This window comes from Aeromicrobium senzhongii (assembly GCF_014334735.1).
Classification (GTDB): Bacteria; Actinomycetota; Actinomycetes; order Propionibacteriales; family Nocardioidaceae; genus Aeromicrobium; species Aeromicrobium senzhongii.
In genome coordinates this window covers 774,376-797,043 of record NZ_CP060587.1, presented here as the reverse complement: position 1 = coordinate 797,043, position 22,668 = coordinate 774,376, and the positions used below count along the sequence as shown (strand labels likewise).

At 70.9% G+C, this 22,668-nt stretch carries 26 protein-coding genes; 13 read left to right on the top strand and 13 right to left on the bottom strand.

All coding sequences use genetic code 11. The features are described from left to right. Positions 1-30: 30 nt before the first annotated feature. Complete coding sequence (locus tag H9L21_RS03995) at positions 31-2,115, top strand: S9 family peptidase (RefSeq protein WP_154595588.1); 2,085 nt, start codon at positions 31-33, stop codon at positions 2,113-2,115. Here the strand turns inward: H9L21_RS03995 and H9L21_RS03990 are convergent. Continuing rightward, complete coding sequence (locus H9L21_RS03990) at positions 2,078-3,097, bottom strand: alpha/beta hydrolase fold domain-containing protein (protein WP_154595589.1); 1,020 nt, start codon at positions 3,095-3,097, stop codon at positions 2,078-2,080. The two genes, H9L21_RS03995 and H9L21_RS03990, sit on opposite strands and share 38 nt — an antisense overlap. Positions 3,098-3,328: 231 nt before the next feature. Between H9L21_RS03990 and H9L21_RS03985 the strand changes: the two genes are divergently transcribed. Further along, complete coding sequence (locus H9L21_RS03985) at positions 3,329-3,979, top strand: TetR/AcrR family transcriptional regulator (protein WP_154595590.1); 651 nt, start codon at positions 3,329-3,331, stop codon at positions 3,977-3,979. Positions 3,980-4,114: 135 nt separating this feature from the next. On the opposite strand, the gene H9L21_RS03980 is transcribed toward H9L21_RS03985, so the two are convergent. The 3 genes from H9L21_RS03980 to H9L21_RS03970 are packed head-to-tail and all read right to left on the bottom strand — an operon-like array spanning position 4,115 to position 6,090. Continuing rightward, positions 4,115-4,396, bottom strand: coding sequence for a hypothetical protein (locus H9L21_RS03980; protein ID WP_154595591.1), 282 nt, complete (start codon positions 4,394-4,396; stop codon positions 4,115-4,117). Then, on the bottom strand, positions 4,389-5,282 hold the full coding sequence (locus H9L21_RS03975) for a bile acid:sodium symporter family protein (RefSeq protein ID WP_154595592.1): 894 nt from the start codon (positions 5,280-5,282) through the stop codon (positions 4,389-4,391). Before H9L21_RS03975 ends, H9L21_RS03980 begins: the two co-directional genes overlap by 8 nt. Before the next feature lie 34 nt (positions 5,283-5,316). Beyond that, positions 5,317-6,090, bottom strand: a complete 774-nt coding sequence (locus H9L21_RS03970) for a phosphotransferase (protein ID WP_195849042.1) — start codon at positions 6,088-6,090, stop codon at positions 5,317-5,319. Positions 6,091-6,099: 9 nt separating this feature from the next. On the opposite strand from H9L21_RS03970, the gene H9L21_RS03965 reads away from it, so the two are divergent. Further along, positions 6,100-7,305, top strand: coding sequence for a YibE/F family protein (locus H9L21_RS03965; protein ID WP_154595593.1), 1,206 nt, complete (start codon positions 6,100-6,102; stop codon positions 7,303-7,305). Here H9L21_RS03965 and H9L21_RS03960 read toward each other — a convergent pair. From H9L21_RS03960 to H9L21_RS03945, 4 genes are read right to left on the bottom strand one after another with little or no spacing between them, the layout of a single operon-like run. Continuing rightward, entirely contained in the window at positions 7,288-8,160 is an 873-nt protein-coding gene (locus H9L21_RS03960) for an ATP-grasp domain-containing protein (RefSeq protein WP_154595594.1), read from the bottom strand. The genes H9L21_RS03965 and H9L21_RS03960 overlap by 18 nt on opposite strands. Next, positions 8,161-8,370, bottom strand: coding sequence for a DUF4287 domain-containing protein (locus tag H9L21_RS03955; RefSeq protein WP_154595595.1), 210 nt, complete (start codon positions 8,368-8,370; stop codon positions 8,161-8,163). A 13-nt stretch (positions 8,371-8,383) separates the two neighbouring features. Beyond that, positions 8,384-8,608: a helix-hairpin-helix domain-containing protein gene (locus H9L21_RS03950; protein ID WP_187411778.1), complete on the bottom strand. Its 225-nt coding sequence runs from the start codon at positions 8,606-8,608 to the stop codon at positions 8,384-8,386. Further along, positions 8,605-8,919, bottom strand: a complete 315-nt coding sequence (locus tag H9L21_RS03945; RefSeq protein ID WP_154595597.1) for a YchJ family protein — start codon at positions 8,917-8,919, stop codon at positions 8,605-8,607. Before H9L21_RS03945 ends, H9L21_RS03950 begins: the two co-directional genes overlap by 4 nt. Positions 8,920-8,949: 30 nt before the next feature. On the opposite strand from H9L21_RS03945, the gene H9L21_RS03940 reads away from it, so the two are divergent. Next, positions 8,950-9,285: a YnfA family protein gene (locus H9L21_RS03940; protein ID WP_154595598.1), complete on the top strand. Its 336-nt coding sequence runs from the start codon at positions 8,950-8,952 to the stop codon at positions 9,283-9,285. 4 nt (positions 9,286-9,289) lie between these two features. Here H9L21_RS03940 and H9L21_RS03935 read toward each other — a convergent pair whose 3' ends face one another. Next, a complete protein-coding gene (locus H9L21_RS03935; protein WP_187411777.1) occupies positions 9,290-9,889 on the bottom strand; it encodes a TetR/AcrR family transcriptional regulator in 600 nt (199 codons plus the stop codon). 81 nt (positions 9,890-9,970) lie between these two features. Here H9L21_RS03935 and H9L21_RS03930 point away from each other — a divergent pair, with 81 nt between their 5' ends. Next, on the top strand, positions 9,971-11,461 hold the full coding sequence (locus H9L21_RS03930; protein ID WP_154595600.1) for a carotenoid oxygenase family protein: 1,491 nt from the start codon (positions 9,971-9,973) through the stop codon (positions 11,459-11,461). A 2-nt stretch (positions 11,462-11,463) separates the two neighbouring features. On the opposite strand, the gene H9L21_RS03925 is transcribed toward H9L21_RS03930, so the two are convergent. Further along, a complete protein-coding gene (locus H9L21_RS03925; RefSeq protein ID WP_154595601.1) occupies positions 11,464-11,826 on the bottom strand; it encodes an SdpI family protein in 363 nt (120 codons plus the stop codon). Between the two features lie 53 nt (positions 11,827-11,879). On the opposite strand from H9L21_RS03925, the gene H9L21_RS03920 reads away from it, so the two are divergent. Together H9L21_RS03920 and H9L21_RS03915 are read left to right on the top strand one after the other, a co-directional pair. Next, on the top strand, positions 11,880-12,398 hold the full coding sequence (locus H9L21_RS03920) for a flavin reductase family protein (protein WP_222865849.1): 519 nt from the start codon (positions 11,880-11,882) through the stop codon (positions 12,396-12,398). Between the two features lie 85 nt (positions 12,399-12,483). Continuing rightward, positions 12,484-14,232 carry a dihydroxyacetone kinase subunit DhaK gene (locus tag H9L21_RS03915; RefSeq protein ID WP_154595602.1) on the top strand — a complete coding sequence of 583 codons (1,749 nt, stop codon included), beginning with the start codon at positions 12,484-12,486 and terminating at the stop codon, positions 14,230-14,232. Positions 14,233-14,241: 9 nt separating this feature from the next. Here the strand turns inward: H9L21_RS03915 and H9L21_RS03910 are convergent, their stop codons facing one another. Further along, on the bottom strand, positions 14,242-14,628 hold the full coding sequence (locus H9L21_RS03910; protein ID WP_187411775.1) for an SRPBCC family protein: 387 nt from the start codon (positions 14,626-14,628) through the stop codon (positions 14,242-14,244). 128 nt (positions 14,629-14,756) lie between these two features. Between H9L21_RS03910 and H9L21_RS03905 the strand changes: the two genes are divergently transcribed. Then, positions 14,757-15,092 carry an antibiotic biosynthesis monooxygenase family protein gene (locus tag H9L21_RS03905; RefSeq protein ID WP_187411774.1) on the top strand — a complete coding sequence of 112 codons (336 nt, stop codon included), beginning with the start codon at positions 14,757-14,759 and terminating at the stop codon, positions 15,090-15,092. Then, on the top strand, positions 15,079-15,582 hold the full coding sequence (locus tag H9L21_RS03900) for a hypothetical protein (RefSeq protein WP_222865848.1): 504 nt from the start codon (positions 15,079-15,081) through the stop codon (positions 15,580-15,582). Before H9L21_RS03905 ends, H9L21_RS03900 begins: the two co-directional genes overlap by 14 nt. On the opposite strand, the gene H9L21_RS03895 is transcribed toward H9L21_RS03900, so the two are convergent. Continuing rightward, complete coding sequence (locus H9L21_RS03895) at positions 15,516-16,304, bottom strand: alpha/beta fold hydrolase (RefSeq protein WP_154595603.1); 789 nt, start codon at positions 16,302-16,304, stop codon at positions 15,516-15,518. The two genes, H9L21_RS03900 and H9L21_RS03895, sit on opposite strands and share 67 nt — an antisense overlap. Positions 16,305-16,398: 94 nt before the next feature. Between H9L21_RS03895 and H9L21_RS03890 the strand changes: the two genes are divergently transcribed. Beyond that, the gene (locus tag H9L21_RS03890; RefSeq protein WP_154595604.1) at positions 16,399-17,229 is read left to right on the top strand and encodes an alpha/beta fold hydrolase; all 831 of its coding nucleotides are present in this window, start codon (positions 16,399-16,401) and stop codon (positions 17,227-17,229) included. Further along, complete coding sequence (locus H9L21_RS03885; protein WP_187411773.1) at positions 17,222-17,797, top strand: TetR/AcrR family transcriptional regulator; 576 nt, start codon at positions 17,222-17,224, stop codon at positions 17,795-17,797. The genes H9L21_RS03890 and H9L21_RS03885 overlap by 8 nt, the downstream gene beginning before the upstream one ends. 77 nt (positions 17,798-17,874) lie before the next feature. Here the strand turns inward: H9L21_RS03885 and bsh are convergent, their stop codons facing one another. Next, a complete protein-coding gene (gene bsh / locus H9L21_RS03880; protein ID WP_154595605.1) occupies positions 17,875-18,822 on the bottom strand; it encodes a choloylglycine hydrolase in 948 nt (315 codons plus the stop codon). A gap of 238 nt (positions 18,823-19,060) precedes the next feature. Between bsh and H9L21_RS03875 the strand changes: the two genes are divergently transcribed. Together H9L21_RS03875 and H9L21_RS03870 are read left to right on the top strand one after the other, a co-directional pair. After that, a complete protein-coding gene (locus H9L21_RS03875; protein ID WP_154595606.1) occupies positions 19,061-20,479 on the top strand; it encodes a GntP family permease in 1,419 nt (472 codons plus the stop codon). 100 nt (positions 20,480-20,579) lie between these two features. Then, the gene (locus H9L21_RS03870; protein ID WP_230081293.1) at positions 20,580-22,637 is read left to right on the top strand and encodes an MDR family MFS transporter; all 2,058 of its coding nucleotides are present in this window, start codon (positions 20,580-20,582) and stop codon (positions 22,635-22,637) included. Positions 22,638-22,668 lie beyond the last annotated feature (31 nt).

The window sequence follows — 22,668 nt, the reverse complement described above, 5'->3', positions numbered from 1 at the left end:
AATCTAGAGCGCCCCTGCGAAGATGGGCCCATGACCGACTCCTACCCCCGGCTCGCGGCGCGCACCCTGCGTTTCACCCTCGGCATCCCGCGGAACGTGACCGTCTCGCCCGATGGCGCGACCGTCCGCTTCATCCGCACGCCCGACGGCGTCACGCGCTCGGGCCAGCTGTGGGAGCTCGACGTCGCCTCCGGTGCCGAGTCACTGCTGGTGGACCCCCAGGACGTGCTCGCCGGGGCCGACGAGGACCTGTCCCCCGAGGAGCGATCGCGGCGCGAGCGGGCGCGCGAGTCGGCCGGCGGGCTGGTCTCCTACGACGTCGACGGCACCGGGCGGTGGGCGTGCTTCACGCTGTCGGGGCGACTGTTCGCGGTCCACCTGGGAGCGAACGCCGTGCGCGAGCTGCCCGCGACGGGCGCTGTCATCGATCCTCGTCTGGACCCGACGGGTCGCCACGTCGCGTACGCCAACTCGGCCGGAGAGCTGCGCGTCGTCGACGTGGCGGGCACGCAGGACCGTGCTCTCGTGTCACCCGAGACGCCGACCCAGGCCTGGGGCCGTGCGGAGTTCATCGCCGCCGAGGAGATGGACCGCATGCGCGGGTTCTGGTGGGCGCCGGACGGTCGATCGCTGCTGGTCGAGCGGTACGACGACGCCGAGGTGCCCGTCTGGCACATCGCCGACCCGGCCAACCCCGATCGCCCGGCCGTCGAGCAGCGCTACCCCGCCGCGGGCACGCCGAACAGCATCGTCACCCTGTGGCACGTCACCCTCGACGGCTCCGCGCCGACCGAGGTGACGTGGGACCACGCGGCCTTCGAGTACCTCGCCCGGATCGACTGGTCCGAGGGCTCCGACCCGGTGTTGCAGGTGCTCAGCCGCGACCAGCGGCGCAGTCTCGTGCTCGAGGTCGATCCGGCCACGGGTGCCACCCGCACCCTGCGCGAGCTCGCCGACGACGCCTGGGTCGAGCTGTCCTCGGCTCCCCGGCGCGGTCCGGGCGGGCGTCTCGTCACCGTGGAGGACGTCGACGGCCGTCGCCGCGTGTGCGTCGACGGCACCGCCATCAGCGGCGACACGTGGCAGGTCCGCTCGATCGTCGACGTCTCCGACTCCGGCGTCCTCGTCACCGCGTCCGACGAGCCCACCGAGGTGCACGTCGTCCGCATCAGTTTCGACGGCTCGACCGACGTGCTCACCCAGGGGCGCGCCGTCCACGGCGCGGTCTCCGGCGGGGGCACGACCGTCATCGTCCGCAGTGAGCTCGAGTCGACGACCACCACGGTCACCGTGCACGCGCCCGGCCGCGAGCCGGCGTCGATCCGGGTCCTGTCCGAGCCCGCTCCCCTCACGCCAGAGGTCGAGCTGGTCCGGCTCGGTGACCGCGAACTGCGAGCCGCGGTGCTGTTCCCCCGCGACCACGTGCCCGGCTCGCGGCGGCTGCCGCTGCTGATGGACCCCTACGGCGGTCCCCACGCCCAGCGCGTGCTGGCCTCGGGACGGATGTTCCTCGAGGCCCAGTGGATGGCCGACCAGGGCTTCTGCGTCGTGGTCGCCGACGGCCGCGGCACGCCGGGGCGCGGCTCGGCCTGGGAGCGCGAGATCCACCACCGCTTCGCCGAGGTGACCCTGCAGGACCAGGTCGACGCCGTGGCGGCGATCGCCGAGCGCCACCCGGACGACGTCGACGCCGGGCGGGTCGGCATCACCGGCTGGTCCTACGGCGGGTACCTCGCGGCACTGGCCGTGCTGGCACGTCCGGACGTCTTCCACGCGGCGGTCGCCGGGGCGCCCGTCACCGAGTGGCGGCTCTACGACACCTGTTACACCGAGCGTTACCTGGGACATCCCGCCACGGACCCGCAGGTCTACGACGAGAACTCACTGCTGCCGCTGGCGCCGCGGCTCGAGCGTCCGCTGATGCTGATCCACGGGCTCGCCGACGACAACGTCGTCGCAGCGCACACCCTGCGGCTGTCCTCCGCACTGTTGGCGGCAGGACGAGCGCACACGGTGCTGCCGTTGTCCGGAGTCACCCACATGACGCCTCAGGAAGAGGTCGCCGAGAACCTCAAGCTCATACAGATGGAGTTCCTGCGGCAGCAACTGGCTTGACCAGTCGCAGCCGGCGACCACCCTGACCCGCGACGGGCCGGTTGATCGGCACGACGTCGCCGTGGCGACGCGGGACCTGCACGAGGGACGCCATCGCCTTGCCGAACTCCTCGACCGCCTCGTCGGCGGCGGCGAGACGACCGGCCTGGAGGTGGAAGGAGTGCCACATCTCGGGGTACTCCCGGGCGATGACCCGCGGGCCGTCGGCGTTCAAGGTGACCTTCTCCAGGAACGCCTCGGCGTCGGTGTGCAGCGGGTCCAGGCCGCTGTAGTGCACGACGATCGGCGGCAGCGAGTCAAAGTCGCCGTGCAACGGCGAGGCGCCGATCTCGCGCGGGTCGGCGCCACCGAGGTAGGTGCGAGCCCATCGCGTGGCCAGGGCCGGGGTGAACCAGGGGTCCGACGCCGAGGGACGGGCGCGCTCGACGTCGGCGCTCATGTCCAGCCAGGGGCTGATCATGCCGATCGCGGCGGGCATCGGCAGACCGCGGTCACGGATCTCCAGCGCCATCGCCAGGGCCAGACCGGCACCGGCATCGTCGCCGGCGAGCACCACGGTGGTCGGGTCGACACCGTAGGCGGGCAACGCGCGGTAGAGCGCGAGGAGCGAGTCGAGCGCCGCCGGGTAAGGGCTCTCGGGGGCCAGCGGGTACTCGGGCAGCAGCACGTCCATGCCCGAGTGCATCGCCAGGTGCGCAGCGAAGGCACGGTAGGCGCGCGAACTGCCGACGACGTGACCGCCGCCGTGCAGATAGATCATGGTGGCGCGGCCGGTGGCCGGGCCGGTCCCCTCGACGGTGACGAACTGCACCGGCAGTCCGGCGATCACGTCGAAGTCGTAGATGGCGCCCTCGGGGGCCCGGGCGGACCCGGCCATCGAGTCGGCCATGGTGCGCTTCGCGCCCAGGCTGACGCGGGTGGAGTGCATCACCGGTCGCGCCATCCGTAGGCGGGTCCTTACGAGCGGCTTCGGAACGCTCATGTTCTCTCCTTGCGCAAAGACCGGGGCAGCATCCCGACCTAAGTAAGTAGGTATTGACTTCTATGAAGTGACGCCAGATTAGGTGGGTTCTGACGCGGCGTGCAAACGAATTCGAAAAAATTGTGATTCCCGTTACCATTTGACACACATTCCGTCACACCAGTCACACCGGTCACACGAGTTTCATCTCTTTTCACCCACATTCCAGGGATGTGACCTACCGTTTCTCGCGTGAGTGTTGAACGAGGCCCCAAACGGCGGATGTCCGCCGCGCTTCGCCGTGCTCAGATCACCGATTCCGCGCGGCGCGTGTTCTCCGAGAAGGGCTACGCCGCGACCCGGACCCGCGAGATCGCGGCGGAGGCCGGTGTCAACGAGGCGATGCTCTACCGACACTTCCCCTCCAAGGAGGAGCTCTTCGAGGCCTCGGTCCTGGAGTCGATCGACGCCGCCATGATCGGGGCCAACGCGAACGCCCGCAGCATCAGCCGGGACCTCGCCGGCTCGTCCACCGAGATCCAGGACGGCATCCGTCGCTTCTTCACCGACCTGGCCGACCTCGCCGTCGAGCTCGGCCCTCTCATCGGTGCCACCGCGTTCGGGCCGGACTCACCGGTTCGCAGCAAGCTCGTCGAGCGCCTCGACGCCCTGTTCGACGTCGCCACGACGATCACCGTCAACGGCATCCCCGACCTCATGAAGGACGAGGTCGACGTCCGGCTCGCCCACGAGCAGATCTTCGGCTCGTTGTGGTTCGCCGCCGAGATGGCTCGGTGGACCGGCCGGCCCTTCGACCGCGAGGCCGTGCTCGACCAGGTGCTGCTGACGATCTACGGCGGAGTCATCCGACTTCCCGAGGACGAGCAGCCCGTCTCCGTCTGAGGTCGAAGCAGGAGTCGAACCGCTCCCCCAGCAGCGGATCCGCGGCGGTGACTCGCGGGACGTGCGGCTGAAGAGGTCGACAGCAGGCAGGTCCGTGCCGGGTCACCGATCACCCGTGCAAAAACACGTGACCCGTCAATGCCCCGGGGAGCGCTTGATCCGACGCGGTGCCTCCGGCAGCGGGGGCGGTACGGATCGGCTCGGATCCGGAGCCTCCACGAGCCAGCCGCCGGCGCGCTCGACGCGGGCGTGCAGGTCCGGGACGGTCGCCTCGACCTCGACGAGCCAGGCCGCGTCCTCGAAGTCGTCCTCGCCCGCGAACTCGTCACGGTGCAGCCGGTGAGCGAGGCCCTGGGACTCCAGCTCCGCGACGAAGGCCTCCGCGTCCTCACGCTCGTCGAAATGAACCTCAGGCATGCTGCGACGGTAACGCGCCCGACTCCGTCCGCCGCGGCAGGATCCAGCGCGTGAGGGTCAGGCCCCACAGCGTCGCCAGCAGGAACATGACGAGACCGTAGACCGCGGCCGGCACCGAGAGCTCGACGTTGTCGAGGACCTCGACGGCCACGTAGATCGCCAGCGTGGCGTTGTGGACGCCAATCTCGAACGAGCACGCCACGGCCTGGCTCTCCTTCACCCCGGCCCACCACGGGACCAGGTAGCCGATGACCAGGCTGGCCGCGCAGAAGATCGTGACCGCCAGGCCCACCGAGGCCGCGTAGTCGCCGACGTTCGAGCGCTGGTCGACCACGATGCCCACGATGATGATCAGCAGCAGCACCGCCGACCCGATGCGGACGGGCTTGTCCATGCGGTGCGCGAAGTCGGGACCCTTGGCCCGCACGAGCATCCCCAGGGCGACGGGCACCAGGACGACGGCGAACACCTCGACCACCTTGCGGTACTGCAGGGAGACCTCGTCGCCGAGGTCGAAGTAGGCCATCGCGAGGTTCGTCACGACCGGCAGGGACACGATCGCCACGATCGAGTTGATCGCCGTCAGGGTGATGTTCAGCGCGACATCGCCGCGGAACAGGTGGCTGAAGAGGTTCGCCGTGCTGCCGCCGGGCGACGCCGCCAGCAGCAGCATGCCCACCGCGAGCAGCGGCGGCAGGTCGAGCGCCAGGACCAGCCCGAAGCAGACGATCGGCAACAGGACCAGCTGGCACAGCAGGGCGATCACGACCGCGCGCGGCGACTGGCGGACCCGAGCGAAGTCGCCGACGGTCAGCGACAGACCGAGGCCGAACATGATGATGCCGAGCGCGACGGGCAGCCCGACGGTCGAGAGGCTCGAGTCCATGGCCGACACCCTACGTGACGAATGTCACTCTGAGTTACTTTTCGAGCGCCTCGCGTATCGCGGGCAGGCGAGCCTCGAACGCCGCGACCCGGTCGCGGGTCCGCTGCGGCTCACCCTTCTTCTGCAGGTTGATCATTCCCGGGTCGCCACGCTCGATGCCCGTGGCGATCCGCTCGCTGGCGGTCGTCATCCGGGCGACGACCGCGTCCAGCAGCGTCAGCGGTCCCCACTCGGCGTAGGTGTCGACGACCAGCTCGAGGCGCCGGACGACGTCCTCGAGCGGGATCTCGCGGTAGAGCGGGATGGCCGTCCAGCACAGGAACGCCAGGTCGTCGATCGGTCGGCCGGGGCCGGCCAGGTCCCAGTCGATCATCGCGACGAAGTGACCGCTCTGGATGATCCAGTTGTAGGCGCCCGGGTCGTTGTGGCAGATGATCTGGCCGGGCGCCAGGTCGACCGGGTCGTCGCCGGTCTGGCGCCAGACGCGCGGGCCGTCGGGCGCGTAGCCGTCGACGATGTCGTGGAAGTCCCGCAGCCACGCGACCGCCTCGACCAGCACCTGGTCGAGCACGACCTCGTCGTCGACGGGCACCCCGCGCCCCTCGATGTACGAGACGATCTCGCGGCCGTCCTCGTCCACTCCCGAGACGTGCGGGATGCCGCCGAGGCCCTCGTCGGCGAGCCAGTCGAGCAGCTCGTGGACCGCCGGCGTCCAGGGGCCGGTGGGGCGCCGGACGGTGCGGCCGACGCGCCACACGCCGCCGGACCCGCCGGGGAGGTGTTCAGGGATCTCTTCGCCACGTGACACGCTGGCATCGTGACACACCACCACGGCATCGAGCCTCCCGAGGGACCGCCCCGCCCCCGCTTGGCCTGGTCGCTGACCGCGGCCGTCCTGGCCGTCACGCTGGCCGCACTGGCCGCCGTCGCGCTGCTGTGGCCGAACCAGAGCGAGGTCCCGAAGGGCGCCGACCCGTACGGCCAGGTCGACCTCGTGGACGCCACGGTCACGAAGGTGACGCCGTTCGACTGCGGCAGCACCGGGACCGGCCCTGACAACGTCCCGATGGTCGAGGGCATGTGCGCCCAGGTCACCGCCGAGACCGACGACGGCAGATCGGCCTCCTTCACGCTCGACCCGACCCGGTACGTCGGCGGCGGCATGTCCGAGGGCGACGAGATCCGGGTCAGCGCCTTCACGGCCGACGGCCAGGAGACCACGTACGAGTTCTACGACTACCAACGCGGCCCGCAGCTGGCGATCATCGCCCTGGTGTTCGCGGTGCTGGTCACCTTGGTCGGCCGCTGGCGCGGCCTGTTCGCTCTGATCGGCATCGGCATCACCCTGCTCGTGCTGTTGCGATTCGTGCTGCCCGCACTGCTGGCGGACCAGCCGCCCATCGCCGTCGCGGTGGCGGGGTCCACGGTGATCATGCTCGCCGTCCTCTACCTCGCGCACGGGGTCTCGATCCGTACGACGGCGGCCCTGTTCGGCACGCTCTTCGGCATCGCGTTCACCGCCATCGTCGGTGCCGCCTCGACCGACTGGGCGCACCTGACCGGGGTCGGGTCCGAGGACGACCACCTGCTGCTGGCGACCGCGCCGCAGATGAGCCTGTCGGGCGTCGTCGCGGCATCCATGGTGATCGCCGGCCTGGGCGTGCTCAACGACGTCACCGTCACGCAGGCCAGCGCCGTGTGGGAGATGCGCGCCCTCAAGCCCACCGCCGCCCGGCCGGAGCTGTTCGTCTCGGCCATGCGCATCGGCCGGGACCACATCGCCTCCAGCGTCTACACGTTGGTCTTCGCCTACGCCGGCACCGCGATGACGACCCTGCTGCTGATCTCGGCCTACCAGCGTCCGCTGCTGGAGGTCGCCGTCACCGAGGGGATCGCCCAGGAGGTGATCCGCACCCTCGTGGGTGCGATCGGCCTCGTGCTCGCCGTGCCCATCACCACCGCGATCGCGGTGTGGCTGGCGCCGGCCCGCACGGGGACGCGTGCCTCAGCGGTCGAGGCGTGACCTGATCGCTGCGGCGAAGCGCTCGGCCGCGCCCGGGACCAGGTCGAGGTAGAGGCACGGCTCGACCGCCTCGATCTCCATGACCACGGGGCCGGACGGCCCGGGCACCAGGTCGACCCGCACGTAGAGCGGCTCGCCGAAGCGGGCCGCGAGCTCACCGTGTGCGGCGAGGGCGAGATCGACGAACTCCGGGGCCGCCTCGCGCGCGGTGACCAGGTCGTCGTCGTGCATGATCGCGGCCTCCGAGGCCGGGTCGTCGGGATCGAGCAGCTCGGCGGTCCCCTGCTCACGCAGCACGGGCTTCTTGTGAAGCGTGTGCGACAGCTCGCCGCCGAGGAACACGACGGCGGTCTCGCCGGCGGCGTCGACCCCCGCGACGTAGGGCTGGACCATGGCCACGCGACCCGAGGCGTTGATCTGCGCGATCAGCTCGCGCGCCGCGTCGTGGTGCTCAGGATCGAACCGGCCGGTGTCACGACCGCCCGCCGAGACGGTGGGCTTGACCACGACCTCGCCGCGCAGGTCGGGAGCCTGCGCGCCCGGCACGACGTACCGCGTGGGGACCGCGGGGACGCCGAGCGCGCCGAGGTAGGCCTTGTCGGAGTTGAAGGCGATCAGGTCGGCCGAGTTGGCCACCCGGTCGCCGAGGGACCGCACCCAGGCGACGAACGCCTCGCGCTGGATCGTGTAGTCCCAGGCCGAGCGGATGACGACGAGGTCGTACACCGACCAGTCGACGGCCGGATCGTTCCAGACGACGAAGTCGGCGCCCACCAGCCTCGCGGCCCCGTGGTCGTCCTCGAATCCGTCCGCGAGCCGGGCACAGGTGGCGAACGCGATGCGCTGCTGGACCATTCAGAGGCCCCGTTCCTGACGGAACACCGCCACCAGCGCGTTGGCGTGACCGTGGCCGATGCCGAACTGCTTCTTGAGCAGGGCGACCTGCTCCATGTGCTTCGCGGTCACGACCGACTCCAGTTGGCGCATCCAGTGCTCGATCGGCTCGCCGTACTTCTTCTCGATGGCCGGGAAGTAGGAGGCCGGGCCCTTGACGCTCTCAGTCATGCCGCGAGCCTAGTCACTCGTCGTCGGCACTCCGGTAGCCCAGGCCACGCTCGGCCAACGCCTCGCCGAGGACCCGGACCGCCCGGGGTCCCACCCCGTGCAGCGCGCCGATCTCGTCGGCGGTGCACTGGGCGACCTGGGCCAGGGACGTGATCCCCGCTGCGGCCAGCGCTCGTGTCGCCGGCCGGCCGATCCCGCGGGGCAGGTCCGGGCTCGCGTGGTCCTGCGGCGGTGTCACCGCACGTCTCCGTCCACGTAGAACCAGAGGCCGTCCTCACGGACGAACCGCGACCTCTCCTGCAAGATCCCCAGCTCGCCGTCGGCGATGTAGGTGGCCCGGAACTCGACCACCCCGGTGGCGTCGTCGGTGCCACCCGCCTCGGTGTCGAGGATCTGCAGACCACGCCAGCGTGGGTTGTCCGACAGGTCGAGGTCGGCCGGGCGGGTCGAGGCGTGCCAGGTGCGGAGCAACCACTCGCGGTCACCGCGCTTGAACGCCTCGAACCGCGATCGCATGAGCGCCTCGGCCGTACGGGGCTGGTCCGTCATGGCACCACCTTCGCACGGCACAATCGGGCCATGGACGTCCTGCGCTCGATCGCCCTGTTCGCGTTGGCCGCGGTCGCCGAGATCGGTGGCGCGTGGCTGATCTGGCACGGCGTGCGCGAGCACCGTGGGGTGCTGTGGATGGGTCTGGGCGTCGTCGCGCTGGGCCTCTACGGGTTCGTGGCCACCCTGCAGCCTGACGCGAACTTCGGGCGCATCCTGGCGGCGTACGGTGGCGTCTTCGTCGCTGGCTCGCTGGCCTGGGGCATGCTGCTCGACGGCTTCAGGCCCGACCGCTGGGACCTCGCCGGTGCCGCGATCTGCCTCGCGGGCGTGGCCGTGATCATGTACGCCCCGCGCAGCGCCTGACGCCTCAGTCCGAGAGCGACCGCAGCAAGTTGCCCATGAGCTGCCACAGCACGTGGTGCTCGGGGTCCCTCACCACCTGGTCCATCCCCGCGAGCTCCAGCATCATGTAGCCGTGGAGCGCACTCCACCACTGCGCCGCCACCGCCTTCGGGTCGCCGCGACGCAGGGGTCCGGCGTCCATCGCCCGCTCCACCACGGCGACCAGCTGCCGGAACGCCGCGTACGCCACGTCGGCGTCGGGGCCGGCGCCGCCGAGACCTCGCACGCTGACCGCCCCGAACATCACCGCGTAGAGGTGGCGGTTCTCGAGCGCGTTCTCGCGGTAGGCGGCGGCGGCCGCCAGCAGGTCGGCGGCCGGATCGTCCGTCTGCTCGACGGCATCCACGCGAGCGATGAGGCGCCGGAAGCCCTCGGTCGCCACGGCGTCCACGACGGCGCCCATGCTCCCGAAGTGCGTGTAGACGGCCATGGTGGACGCGCCGACCTCGGTCGCCAGGCGGCGCGCCGAGAGGGCGGCCGGGCCCTGCTCGTCCAGGATCCGAGCGGCCCCCTCCAGCAGGCGCGCCCGCGCTTCGGACGCCCCCGGGGACGGTACGGAACTCATGCTCGACAGCATGGCATAACAGCGTTATCGTCGGGATAACAGTGTTATGCGACTCGGGCGCGCGTCACCAGGAGAGACGTCATGACCGAGACCATCGACCCCACCACCGAGTCCAGCAACCGCTACCTGCGCGACAACTTCGCGCCGGTGCGCGAGGAGCTCACCGCCACCGACCTCACCGTCACCGGCCGTCTGCCCGACCACCTCGACGGCCGCTACCTGCGCATCGGCCCGAATCCGCTCGACGACCCGGGCGACCAGCACCATTGGTTCCTCGGCGAGGGCATGGTGCACGGCGTGCGGCTGCGAGACGGGCAGGCCCAGTGGTACCGCAACCGGTGGGTGCGCTCCGCCGCCGTCGCCGACGCCCTGGGCGAGCCGCAACGCGGGACCCCCGGCGAGCTCGACTTCGCCGCCAACACCAACGTCCTGGAGCACCACGGCCGGACCCTGGCCCTCGTGGAGGCGGGCGCGCCGCCCTACGAGCTGACCCACGAGCTGGAGACGGTCGGGCCGTGTGACTTCGGCGGCACGCTGCCGAGCCTGCCCGGCCGTCCCGGCTACGCCGCGCACCCGCACCGCGACCCGGACACCGGTGAGCTCCATGCCCTCTCCTACAACTGGATGCGCGGCAATCGGGTGGCCTACTCGGTGCTCGGGAACGACGGCCGCATCCGGCGAAGCGTCGACATCGAGGTCCACGGCAGCCCGATGATGCACGACTTCGCCCTGACCGAGCAGCACGTCGTGATCCTCGACCTGCCCGTCACGTTCGACATCGCCGCGGCCACCACCGACGTGCCGCGCCTCGTGCGACCGGTCGTGCGTGGCATCCTCAACCGCGTCATCGGGCGGAACCCGCTTCCAGAACCCGTGATCGCGCGCATCGCCCGCGGCGGGAGCGACGACGCCTCCCTGCCCTACCGCTGGAACCCCGACTACCCGGCCCGCATCGGGATCATGCCCCGCGACGGCGACGGCGCCTCGGTCCGCTGGTTCGAGATCGCGCCCTGCTTCGTGTTCCACACCCTCAACGCGTACGACGACGGGGACACGGTGGTGGTCGACGTGATCCGCCACCCGAAGATGTTCGCCACCGTGATGAACGGCCCGAACGAGGGACCCGCGGTCCTGACCCGGTTCACGCTCGACCTGCGGACCGGCCGCGCCCACGAGAGCGGGATCGACCAGCGCTCGCAGGAGTTCCCCCGGCATGACGAGCGACTCACCGGTCGGCGGCACCGCTACGGCTGGGCGGTCGGCTTCGAGGACGGCGTCCCCGGCGACACCGTGCTGCGGCACGATCTCGAGGCCGGGACGACGGATGCGCGGCGGCTCGGCCCGGGCCTTGAGGCCAGCGAGTTCTGCTTCGTGCCGCATCCCGACGGAACGACCGAGGACGACGGCGTGCTGATGGGATACGTCCACGACCGGGCCGAGGGGCGCAGCCAGCTGCGACTGCTCGACGCGGCCACGCTCGAGGACGTCGCCACCGTGCACCTGCCCGGGCGGGTACCGGCCGGCTTCCACGGGAACTGGGCTCCGGAGGGCACCGACCTCGCGAACGTGTGAGGTCAGTCCGTCGACGTCGCGCGGGCCGCCCGCCCGCCGACGACGGCGCCGTGGACGACGAGGGCCAAGATCGCGACGGACCCGACCATCACGACCGCGAACAGGGCGTCGTCCCCCACCGGCAGCGCGGGAGCCAGGCCGACGAGGAAGGCGACGCCGGCCGCTGCGAGCGTCGGTCGCTCGGCCCGGCGGTGCGCCGCGAGCCAGGCCTCGTCGCTGGCCATCGTGGACGCCGTGCGGATCCCGGCGATCGCATTGCGCCTGAGCCGGCCACCGGCCGCCGCACGAGCCATCCACCACAGCAACGCCGCCGTGGCCAGCATCACCACGGACAGCACCAGTCGAGCCACGAGATTCTCGCTCACGAGCGCCCACGCTAGCCCAGGCGCCCCGGTCCGCGGCCCCCTAATCTGGGTGGGTGACCTCCCTGGACGACAACGCCTTCGACACCCTCATGACCTCGGTCGACCAACCGCTGGTGGTCGTGACGACGGCGGCCGAGGGCGAGCGCGCGGGCTGCCTCGTCGGGTTCCACGCGCAGTCCAGCATCGACTCCGAGCACTACTGCGTGTGGCTGTCGAAGGCCAACCACACGTATCGCATGGCGCTGCGCGCGAAGCACTTCGCCGTCCACTTCCTGACCGACGGCGACCTCGAGCTGGCCGAGGTCTTCGGCACGCAGTGCAGCGCCGAGACCGACAAGTTCGCCGACCTGGCCGTCGACACCGACGAGACCGGCGTGCCGCTGCTGCGCTCGGCCCCGAACCGGATCGTGCTGGAGCGGATCGCGGCTCTCGACGACGGCGGCGACCACGTCTGCATGACCACGCGGGTCGTCTCGGCCCACTCCGCCGGGCCGTTCACGCCCCTGCGGGTGTCGGACGCCGACGGTCTCGAGCCCGGTCACCCCGCCCAGGCGCGCGCCGTCCGCCCCTGAGCGAGTCAGTCCTCACTGTCCCGACGCGCGACCGTATCGGTCAGGAATCCTGAACGACACTGGTCAGGAATCATCGCTTTACCGGATGTGTCGCAGTCCCCAGACTGGATGGGTCCCCCACCCATCACGACAGCCCCAGACGAAGGATCCACTCGTGAACAGCCCGTCCCCCGCAACGCCCTCAACGCGAGCCCTCCGAGGCATCGCCATCACCGCGGGCCACCAGGTCGGCGTGAACCGGGATCCGGTGTACGTGTGGGCGCTGGAGCCGGCGGAGACGAGACGCGTCGCGATCGTGAGCGGCGGCGGAGCCGGCCACGAGCCGCTGCACGGTGGCTTCGTCGGAGCCGGGGGCCTCGATGCCGCCTGCCCGGGTGAGGTCTTCACCTCACCCCACAGCCGCCAGATCTTCGAGGCGAGCGACCGCGTGAAGCGCGACGGCGGCGTCCTGCAGATCGTCAAGAACTACACGGGCGATCGCATCAACTTCGCCATCGCGGCCGAGCGCCTTCGCGCCCGCGGGGTCGAGGTCGCCGAGGTGGTGGTCGACGACGACCTCGGCTCCGAGGGGCACGAGGTCGGGCGTCGCGGCACGGGCGCCACGCTCGTGGTCGAGAAGATCCTCGGGGCCGCCGCCGACCGAGGTCTCGCCCTGGCGGAGCTGGCCGACCTGGGCGCGCGGGTCGCCGACCGGTCCCGGTCGGTCGCCGTGGCCCGCCAGGGTCACACCGCTCCGGACAGCAGGACCCGCGGCTTCGAGGTCGAGCCCGGCTCCCTCGAGTACGGCGTCGGCATCCACGGCGAGGCCGCTCGGCAGACGATCGACGAGCCCGTGCACGTCGACCTCGCCCAGCGGATGGTCGACGAGTTGCTCGACGCCCTCGGAGACCTGCCGCACGGGGTCATCGCCGTGGTCAACGGCCTGGGCGGCGCACCCAACCTCGAGCTGCTCGGACTGCTCGGCGACGTCGAGCTGGCGCTGGAGGCCCGCGGCGTCGCGCTGCGCAGTGGCGTCGCCGGGACCTTCGTCTCCGCGCTGGACATGGACGGCTTCTCGATCACGCTGACCGAGGCCGATCCCGACTGGATGGACGACTGGTACGCGTCCCACAGCACCCCGGGACTGCCCAGCCCGCGCCCCTGGGACCCCGACGTCGACCGCGGCACCGGGCCGGAGGAGGACGCGGCACCGACCGCCGAGCCGTCGGCCTGGCTGCGTGCGCTGGCCGACCACTTCACACAGTCCCGCGCCGATTACGACGACCTCGACCGACGCGCCGGCGACGGCGATTTCGGCGGCAACATGGAGCTGGCCTTCGCCTCGTCCGTGACGCGTGCCGCCGGGCCGGACGCGAGCCTGGCCGACGACCTGCGCAGCATGGCCGACGCGTTCGGCAACGACGTCGGCGGATCGAGCGGCCCCCTGCTGGGCCTCGTGCTGACCGGCCTGGCCGAGGCCGTCGAGGATGCCGGTGACGGCGACCTGCCCCCGGCGGTCGGCGAGGGCCTGCGTGCCGGGATGGCCAGCGTCACGCGCGCCGGCGGGGCGCAGCCGGGCGACCGGACCTTCCTCGACGCGCTGGCGCCCGCGGTGGCCGACGCCGGAACGCCGCTCGACGCGGCCGCCGTGCAGCGGGCCGTCGACGGCGCCGCCGCCACCGCAGACCTCGTGGGCAAGCGCGGCCGCAGCAGCTACGTCGGCGACAAGGCCATCGGCGTGCCCGATCCCGGCGCCGTGGCGCTCGTGCAGGTGCTGGCCGCAATCGTCGAGCGCCTCACGGGCGACGACCTCAGCGAGCCGCGCGAGCAGGCCCAGCGGCTGCTGCACGACTGAGCGCGGGCGCTACTCCAGCAGGCCCCGCAGCGTCTCGAGGTCCTGCTCCACCAGCTGGCAGTCGCGCTCGAACTCCTCGTCCGTCAGCTCGATCTGGCGCACCGTGAAGAGCACCTCGGCGCCGTCGGGGTGCGCCAGCACGCGCAGCGGGTTGGTGACCGTGGTGCCGGACGGCAGCGTGACGTCGTGGTCGAGGACGCCGAGATCGTTGTGCGGCACGAACCGCACCGTGACCTCGCCCATCGGCGACTGCGCGACCAGCGCGTCGCCGCGGACCTCCACCTCCGTCTGCGCGAGGCCCCCCGCCCAGAGCGGCAGGTTGGCGGGGTCCGCGGCGAACTCATAGACGCTCTGCGGCGACGCGGCGACGACTCGACTCAGGTGACGCGACCTCATGGCGCGAGCATGCCACGGCGCGGGCGGATCAGACACGGGTGCGATCCCAGATCTTTCGGCCCAACGAGCCTGTCCGAGCGCCGCCGACGGACGTACCGTGAGGGTGGGCACACCGAGGGGGAACGCACATGATCGTCCGTCGCTGGCGCGGGGCCGTCCGGCCCGACGACGCCGAGGCCTACCTGGAGCACCAGCGCGCCACAGGCGTGCGCGAGTACCGCTCCACGCCCGGCAACCGCGGGGTGTTCGTGTTGCATCGGCCGGTCGGCAACCTCGTCGAGGTCGTGACGATCTCGCTGTGGGACTCGATGGACGCGGTACGCCTCTTCGCCGGGGACCGGCCCGAGGTCGCCATGTTCTACCCCGGCGACGACGAACTGCTGGTCGAGAAGGACTCCTTCGCCGAGCACCACGAGGTGGCCGATCTCGATCTCGATCCCGGGCTCCTCGATGGCCACGCGTAGCGTCGCCGAGAAGATGGGCCTGCGGCCGGGCTGGACGGCGCACTTCGTCGACGCGCCGCCGGGCGTCCCCGAGGCGATGGGCCTGCCGGAGCTCGAGGTCGTCGATCACCTCGACGGCCCGGTCGACTACCTGCACCTGTTCGTCACGACGCAGGAGCAGATGCGCGCGGAGTTCCCACGTCTCGCCGCACACCTGGCGCCGCAGGGCAAGCTCTGGCTGTCCTGGCCGAAGGGGCGCGGGCTCGGCTCGGACCTGACCCTGCCGCGGGTCATCGCGATCGGCTACGACGCCGGGTTGGTCGAGAGCACGTGCCTGTCGATCGACACGACGTGGAGCGCGCTGCGCTTCACGCACCCGAAGCCGGGCCAGGAGTACCGCAACAGCTTCGGCACCCTGCCCGGACGGGCAGGCCCGCCGGGCGTTCAGTCCCGCGCGAGGACCACGCGCGCCAGCCACTCCGTCACGAGCGCGCCGGTGAGCGAGGGCTGATCGAGGTGGAGGTTGTGCCCGGCGGTGTCGAGCACGGCGAACGTGGCCCGGGGGTAGTGCTCGACGCGGGCCCACGCGTCCGTGTACCCGGCGACCTGGTCCTGCCGGGCGGTCAGGATCAGGGTCGGCGCGGTGAAGGGCTCGGACGACGCCTCCTCGGGCACGGCATCGAGCGCGTACCGCTCGGCGATCCGCTCCATCGCGTCCTGGTCGGCGGCGGCCGTCCCCGGCCGGACGTGCTCACGGAACGCCCGCGCGTTCTCGGGCGTCTGCACCACGGCCAGCTCCGCGTACTCCTCACCGTCGTCACCGAGGCCCGCCACCACGGCGGGGTCCTCCACCAACACCACCGGGTCGGGCACGCTCCGGCGGTCGTGCTCGGCGACGAACACCCCGGCGATCGTCGCCAGTCCCAGCACCCGGTCTCGGTGGTCGTGGGCGATCCGCCGCGCGACCAGGGCGCCGAACGAGTTGCCGAGGATCGCGAAGGGCTCGTCACCCACCCGGTCGAGGATCTCGGCCTCGACGGCGGCCACGACGTCCTCCGTGCCGGCGACGTCGCCCGCAGGGCTCTGACCGTGGCCGGGCAGGTCGAGGTAGAGCCGCCGCCACGCACCGGCGGCCTCGATCGCCGGGTCCAGGGGCAGCAGGAGCCGGTGGTCCACCCCGAACCCGTGCAGCAGGACGAGCGGTGTTCCGGTGCCTCGTTCGATCACGTGCATCGGGCCACGATAACGAGTTCATGACTGCCCCTCGACAACCATGGCTAACTGTCGTAGCGTGTTGGCTAATGCTATTAGCCAACTGGAGGACGTCATGTCCGAACACCTGACCGTCGACGGCGGCACCATCGCCTACGAGGTGACCGGGGAGGGACCCCTGGTCGTCCTGGCCCACGGCATCGGGGACAGCCGGGAGGCCTTCCGCTTCGTCACCCCGGCGCTCGTGGAGGCGGGGTACCGGGTGGCGGCCGTCGACCTGCGCGGAGCCGGGGAGTCCAGCGCCGAGTGGCCGTCCTACAGCCGCACGGACATCGCCGGTGACCTGATCGCCGTCATCGAGCACCTCGGCGGGCCCGCCGTCCTGGTGGGCCACTCCATCTCCGGCGGCGCCGCCACGATCGCCGCGGCGAAGGCGCCGACGTTGATCAGCGCCGTGGTGGAGCTGGCGCCGTTCACCCGCAAGCAGCAGATGTCCCTGAAGGACCTGCGGGTGGCCCGCTTCCGCCGCGGGATGCTCCACCTGCTCGGCACCGCCTTCCTCGGCAGCAGGAGTCAGTGGCGCAAGTACCTGGAGGTGGCCTACCCCGGTCCGCGTCCCGCGGACTGGCACGAGCGCCTCGACCAGATCGATGCGATGCTGCGCGAGCCGGGCCGGATGAAGGCGCTGCAGGGCATGGGCAAGACCACGCCGGCCGACGCGGGGGCGCAGCTCCCCCACGTCCAGTCGCCCGTGCTCATCGTGGAGGGCACGCTCGACCCCGACTGGGCCTCGCCGCAGGCCGAGGGTGAGGCCATCGTGGCCGCGCTCCCGCCCGGCATCGGCCGACTGGAGATGATCACCGGCTCGGGCCACTACCCCCATGTCCAGTTCCCGTCGGAGCTCGTCGAGCTGATGCTGCCGTTCCTGAAGTCCGCGCGTGCCTAGGGCCGGCCTGACTCCGGACGCGGTCACCGAGGCCGGCGCGGAGCTCGCTGACGAGGTCGGGCTCGCCGGACTGAGCATGGCCCGACTGGCCGAGCGGCTCGACGTCCGGACGCCGTCCCTCTACAAGCACGTCGCCGGCCTGGACGACCTCAACCGCCGGATCGCGGCGCTCTCGCTCGCCGAGGCGGCCGACGCGGTCGGCGTGGCCACGCAGGGTTACGCGGGCCGCGATGCGCTCGCCGCCGCGGGGCGGGCGTTCCGTGCCTACGTCCTGGCCCACCCGGGGCGGTACGCCGCCAGCATCGGCGTCGAACCGACCGGCCCCGACGACCCGATCGGCGTCGCCGGGGCGCGGCTGCTGGACTCCTTCACCTGCATCCTGCACGGCTACGAGATCGCGCCCGGCGACCTGGACCACGCGCTGCGTGCGCTGCGCAGCGCGTTCCACGGCTTCGCCACGTTGCAGGCCGAACACGGCTTCCAGTGGTCGACCGAGATCGACGCGAGCTTCGAGTGGCTCATCGACCTGCTCGACCGAGGCCTGTGCGGGTGGGCGCCCGAGCGTTGACCGCCGACCCCGTCAGCGCATCGCCACCAGGATCACGGCGCTGAGGACGCTCGTGCCGACGAAGAACGGGGCGTTGGTCAGACGACCGTGAGCTTGCTCCCGTCGGGCTCGTGGTCGGCCATCGCGACACTCTGGATCGCAGGGTCGTCGTAGGTGTTCCAGTAGTACGTCCCGGTCCGCCCCGAGAAGAGTCCGGTGTAGATGGTCTTCTCGAACTCGCCCGAGCCCATGGCCGCAGCACCGTCCACCATCGCGACCTGCTGCAGCGTGTGGAACGCGCGGCTGACGTTCTCCTCCTCGCTCGACTTCTCCGGGTAGTGCGCGTTGACGTACGCGGCGCGCACGAACCGCGACGGCGAGTAGTAGTCACCCGGGATGCCGCGCATGCGCGAGCCCGAGCCGAACGCGGCGAGGTGCGCGCGTCGGACGACGACGTCCTCGAGGAACTCCGGACCCACGTTGAGGTAGTTGCGCAGGTTCTCGTGGTGCCACCCGAAGCCCGGCTGGTTCGCCAGGACGTCGACGTCGTCCTCGAAGACGTGCATGCCCTCGCTGGTGTACTCCACCACGATGGCGCGCGACGCGTCACCGATGATCCAGTGCAGCAACGAGCTCGGGAACTTGTCGTTGATGGGCTGGTCGACGATCGCCACGTCACCGAGCGCGGCCTCGACCTCGTCGACGCTGGAGAACTGCGAGGCCACCCAGAGGGGGAACTCGTAGGCCGCGACGTTCGTCTTGCCGTCGATCGGCTCCGAGGCGTATTCCGCGTAGCCCGGGAAGTTCAGGCCCGCCACGGCCAGGCCCGCGTCATTGCCGCAGTCGAAGTACAGCGGCGTGTCCTCCTCGACGATCCCCATGCCGATGACCGGGTGCTGGATGCTCGGTACCGCACCGAACGGTGACTTCGTCTCGTAGCCGGTGGGCGTCACCACCACCCGCTCGCCGTAGCCGACCGACCAGTCGAGGTTGCGTGCGAGATAGAGATTGTTGCTTCCGTCGGAGAACCTGATGCTCGTGCACATGTCGTCGTGGCCCCTGTCTGTGGGCAAAGCCGCGACTCCCCCGCCTTGCAGTCGCCGCCGACCTCGCTCGTCCGCTGCGCCTCGGCCCGGTCGGGCCAGGCTGCTTGTCCTTTTCAGGCTAACTCCGCAGAAACCTGCCGCAATACCTACAGAATCCGGGCATCACGACGCAGCGGGTATGGCGGAGTCGATCCGAGCAGGATAGACAGGGGACGTCGCTGACGAACGAGGGTCATCCATGGTTGCCGTCCACACTGTCATCGCGATCGTCCTGGTGATCGCGCTCATCATCAAGGTGCGTGTCGACCCGGTGATCTCACTGGTCGTCGGCTCGCTCTATCTCGGACTTGCTGCCGGCGTGGGATTCGCCGGAACGCTCGAGGCCATCACCGTCGGCTTCGGCGGCATCATGGCCGAGGTCGGGCTCCTCATCGGCTTCGGAGTGCTGATCGGAGCGCTGCTGCACTCCAGCGGGGCCTTCCGAAGACTGGTCGGCCTGCTCGTGAAGAGCGTCGGCGCCGGGCGGTTGCCGTACGCTCTGACCTCACTCCTCGCGGTGGTGATGCCGTCGATCTACGTCGACGTGCAGGTGGTCCTGGCGGCACCTGTGGCGCGCAGCGCCTCCCCGTTCATCGGCCGGACGGGCCTGCCCGTCATGGCGTCCGCGCTCGGGGGCGGCATCTTCGCCGGCTACGTCTTCGTCATTCCCGGCCTCGCCGCGATCTCCATCGCCGGACTCCTCGACATCCAGCTCGGCGCCTGGCTCCTGTACGGACTGGTCATCGGTCTCGTCGCCGCGGTCGTCTCGACGACGCTGATGCGGATCCTGTTCAGCGCCGTCCGCTTCTGGGACCCCGAGACTGACGAGGAGGTGGACGAGGCGATGGCCGAGCTGGAGGCCGCCGACGCGTCCGCCACCGGCGAGCGGGTGTCGGCGGGTGAGGCGATGTCCCGCGCCGAAGACCAGGCACGCGAGACCGAGAAGGACGAGGGCGTGCGCCGCCTGCCCCTGCTCGTGCTGATGCTCCCGATCCTCGTGCCGCTGGTGCTGATCGCCTTCGGCGCCTTCGCTGAGCTCGGCGGATGGTCCACCACGTTCATCGCCTTCCTCGGCGATGCCAACCTGGCGCTCTTCCTCGGACTCCTCGGGGCTTACGTCCTCACCCGGATGTCGGCCGGCGCGGAGCGTACGAGCGAGGCGATGACCGACGGGTTCCACACCACCGGAGAGATCCTGTTGATCACCGGCGTCGGCGGTTCCCTCGGCGCCGTGATCGAGGCGACCGGGCTCGATTCCGTGCTGGGCGACCTGTTCCAGGCCGACGAGGGCGCACCGGTGATCCTGAGCATCCTGCTCGCGTGGTTCATCGCGGCGGTGCTGCACCTGGCGATCGGCTCGGTGTCGGTCGCGGCGATCACCGCTGCCGGCATCATCGCGCCGATCCTGGATTCACTGGCGGTCTCGCCGATCGTGATCGGTCTGGCGATCGCCTCGGGGGCCATGTTCGCGCTCCAGGTCAACAGCAACTTCTTCTGGATGTTCAAGTCGCTGCTCGGCCTCTCGACCAAGGGCACCTTGAAGACCCTGACCCTGGTCACGTCGGTCGCGTCCGTCGTGTCGCTGCCCTTGGTCATGCTGGCGGCTCTGATCGCCTGAGCGTTCCTCGTCGCTCAGTCGGCACGGCCCGGTCCCACGCGCGTTGCGCAACGCACTGGGCGTGTTGATACTGATGATGTCCCCCCTCAGAGGAGGGCCTTTGTCCGCCACCACCACCGCCGCCACACCGGCGCCCACGCCCGTTGCGACACGGGCACTCACGGGCTGGCGGCGGAACGCGGCCTTCGCGACGATCGGCATGGGCATGCTGCTCGCCGCGCTCGACTCGACGATCGTGTCCACAGCGTTGCCGACCATCGTCGGCGACCTCGGCGGCGGCACGCACGTGTCCTGGGTGGTCACGTCCTACCTGCTCGCCCAGACCACGGTCACCGTGCTCGCCGGAAAGCTCGGTGACCAGTTCGGCCGCAAGCTCCTCTTCCAGCTCAGCGTCATCGTCTTCATCGTGGGCTCGGCGCTGTGCGGCCTGGCCGACGGCATGCTCTGGCTGATCGGCTCCCGGGCCCTGCAGGGGATCGGCGCCGGCGGTCTCACCGTCACGGCCACCGCCCTCATCGCCGACATCATCCCGCTTCGCGAGCGCGGGAAGTTCCAGGGCGCGCTCGGCGCCGTCTTCGGGCTCGCCACCGTGATCGGTCCGCTGGTCGGCGGCCTGCTGACCGACAATGCCAGCTGGCGTTGGTGCTTCTACGTCAACGTCCCACTGGCCGCGATCGTGATCGCCGCCGCACACTGGACCATCCCCCGGGTGCCCCGCGGAGCCAAGCCGCGCATCGACTACCTCGGCATGGCCACGGTCGCGGTGGGCGCCTCGATGCTGATCCTGGCGACCAGCTTCGGTGGCACGACGTACGCGTGGGGCTCGTGGCAGATCATCGGCCTCCTCGTCGGCGGCGTCGCGGTCCTCGGCATCTTCGTCCTCATCGAGCAGCGTGCGGCAGATCCGATCCTGCCGCCGCGCCTGTTCACCGCCCGGGTCTTCAGCGTCTGCTGCGCGCTGAGCTTCGTCGTCGGTTTCACGATGCTCGGCGCGATGACGTTCCTGCCGACGTTCTTCCAGTACGTCGAGGGCATCTCCGCGACCGAGTCCGGGTTCCGCATGCTGCCGCTGGTGATCGGGCTGCTGATCACCTCGGTCACTGCCGGCAACCTCGTCAGCAAGACCGGTCGCTACAAGATCTACCCGGTCGTCGGCAGCCTGGTGATGGCTCTCGGTCTCTTCCTGCTCTCGCGGATGGATCCGTCGACCCCGCTCGCTGTCTCCTCGCTGTACCTGTTCGTCCTGGGCCTCGGCATCGGCATGAGCATGCAGGTGCTCACGATCATCGTGCAGGGCTCGGCCCAGTACAGCGACCTCGGAGTCGCCACCTCCGGCGTCACCTTCTTCCGCACCATGGGCAGCGCCTTCGGTGCGGCCATCTTCGGGACCCTCTACGGCAACTTCCTCCAGAGCCGACTGCCCGACGCCATCGCCAAGGCACCCAGCGTCACAGCCGCCGACCGCGCGACTCCAGAAGCGCTGCATGCACTCCCCGAACGGGTGATCGCGCCGATCGTCGACGCCTACTCCGGGGCGCTGACCCAGGTGTTCCTCTGGGCGGCCCCGGTCGCGTTGGTCGCTTTCGCCCTGGCGCTCGTGCTGCCGCAGGTCAAGCTCGCCGACAACGTGGCCGACGCCGCCCAGGACCTCGGCGACGGATTCGGCGCCCCACACTCGCCGGCCAACGAGGAAGTACTGTCTCGCCGGATCACGAACCTGCTCTATGGCCGGCACCGCGACCGGGTGCTGGACCTCCTGCAGTCCAGCGAGGAGGACCTCGACGCAGCCGGGCTCTGGGCGATCGTCCAGGTCTACGGTCTCACCGCCGCCGGTCACCGCGCCGACGTCGGTCAGATCGCGCGGTCCCGAGACCTGCCGACCGCGGTGCTCGAGCCGCACTTCCACCAGCTCATCGCCGCCGGTTACGCCGAGGGCGACCTCGACAACCTGACCCTGACCGCCCGGGGCAAGGGCGCGGTCGACCATCTACGAGACCGCCTGGTGGCGTGGATCACGGCCCATCTCGAGTGGACGAGCGACAGCCCACCCGAGGTGATCGGCACCGCGATCGCCGCCGTCGTCCGGCGTGTCGTCGTCGAGCGGGCGGAGGCGGAACTCTCGTCGGCCCAGGCGCCCGTGGTCGGCGTCGGCCCGTGACTCGGCGCCGGCAGTCTGGGCACGAAAACGC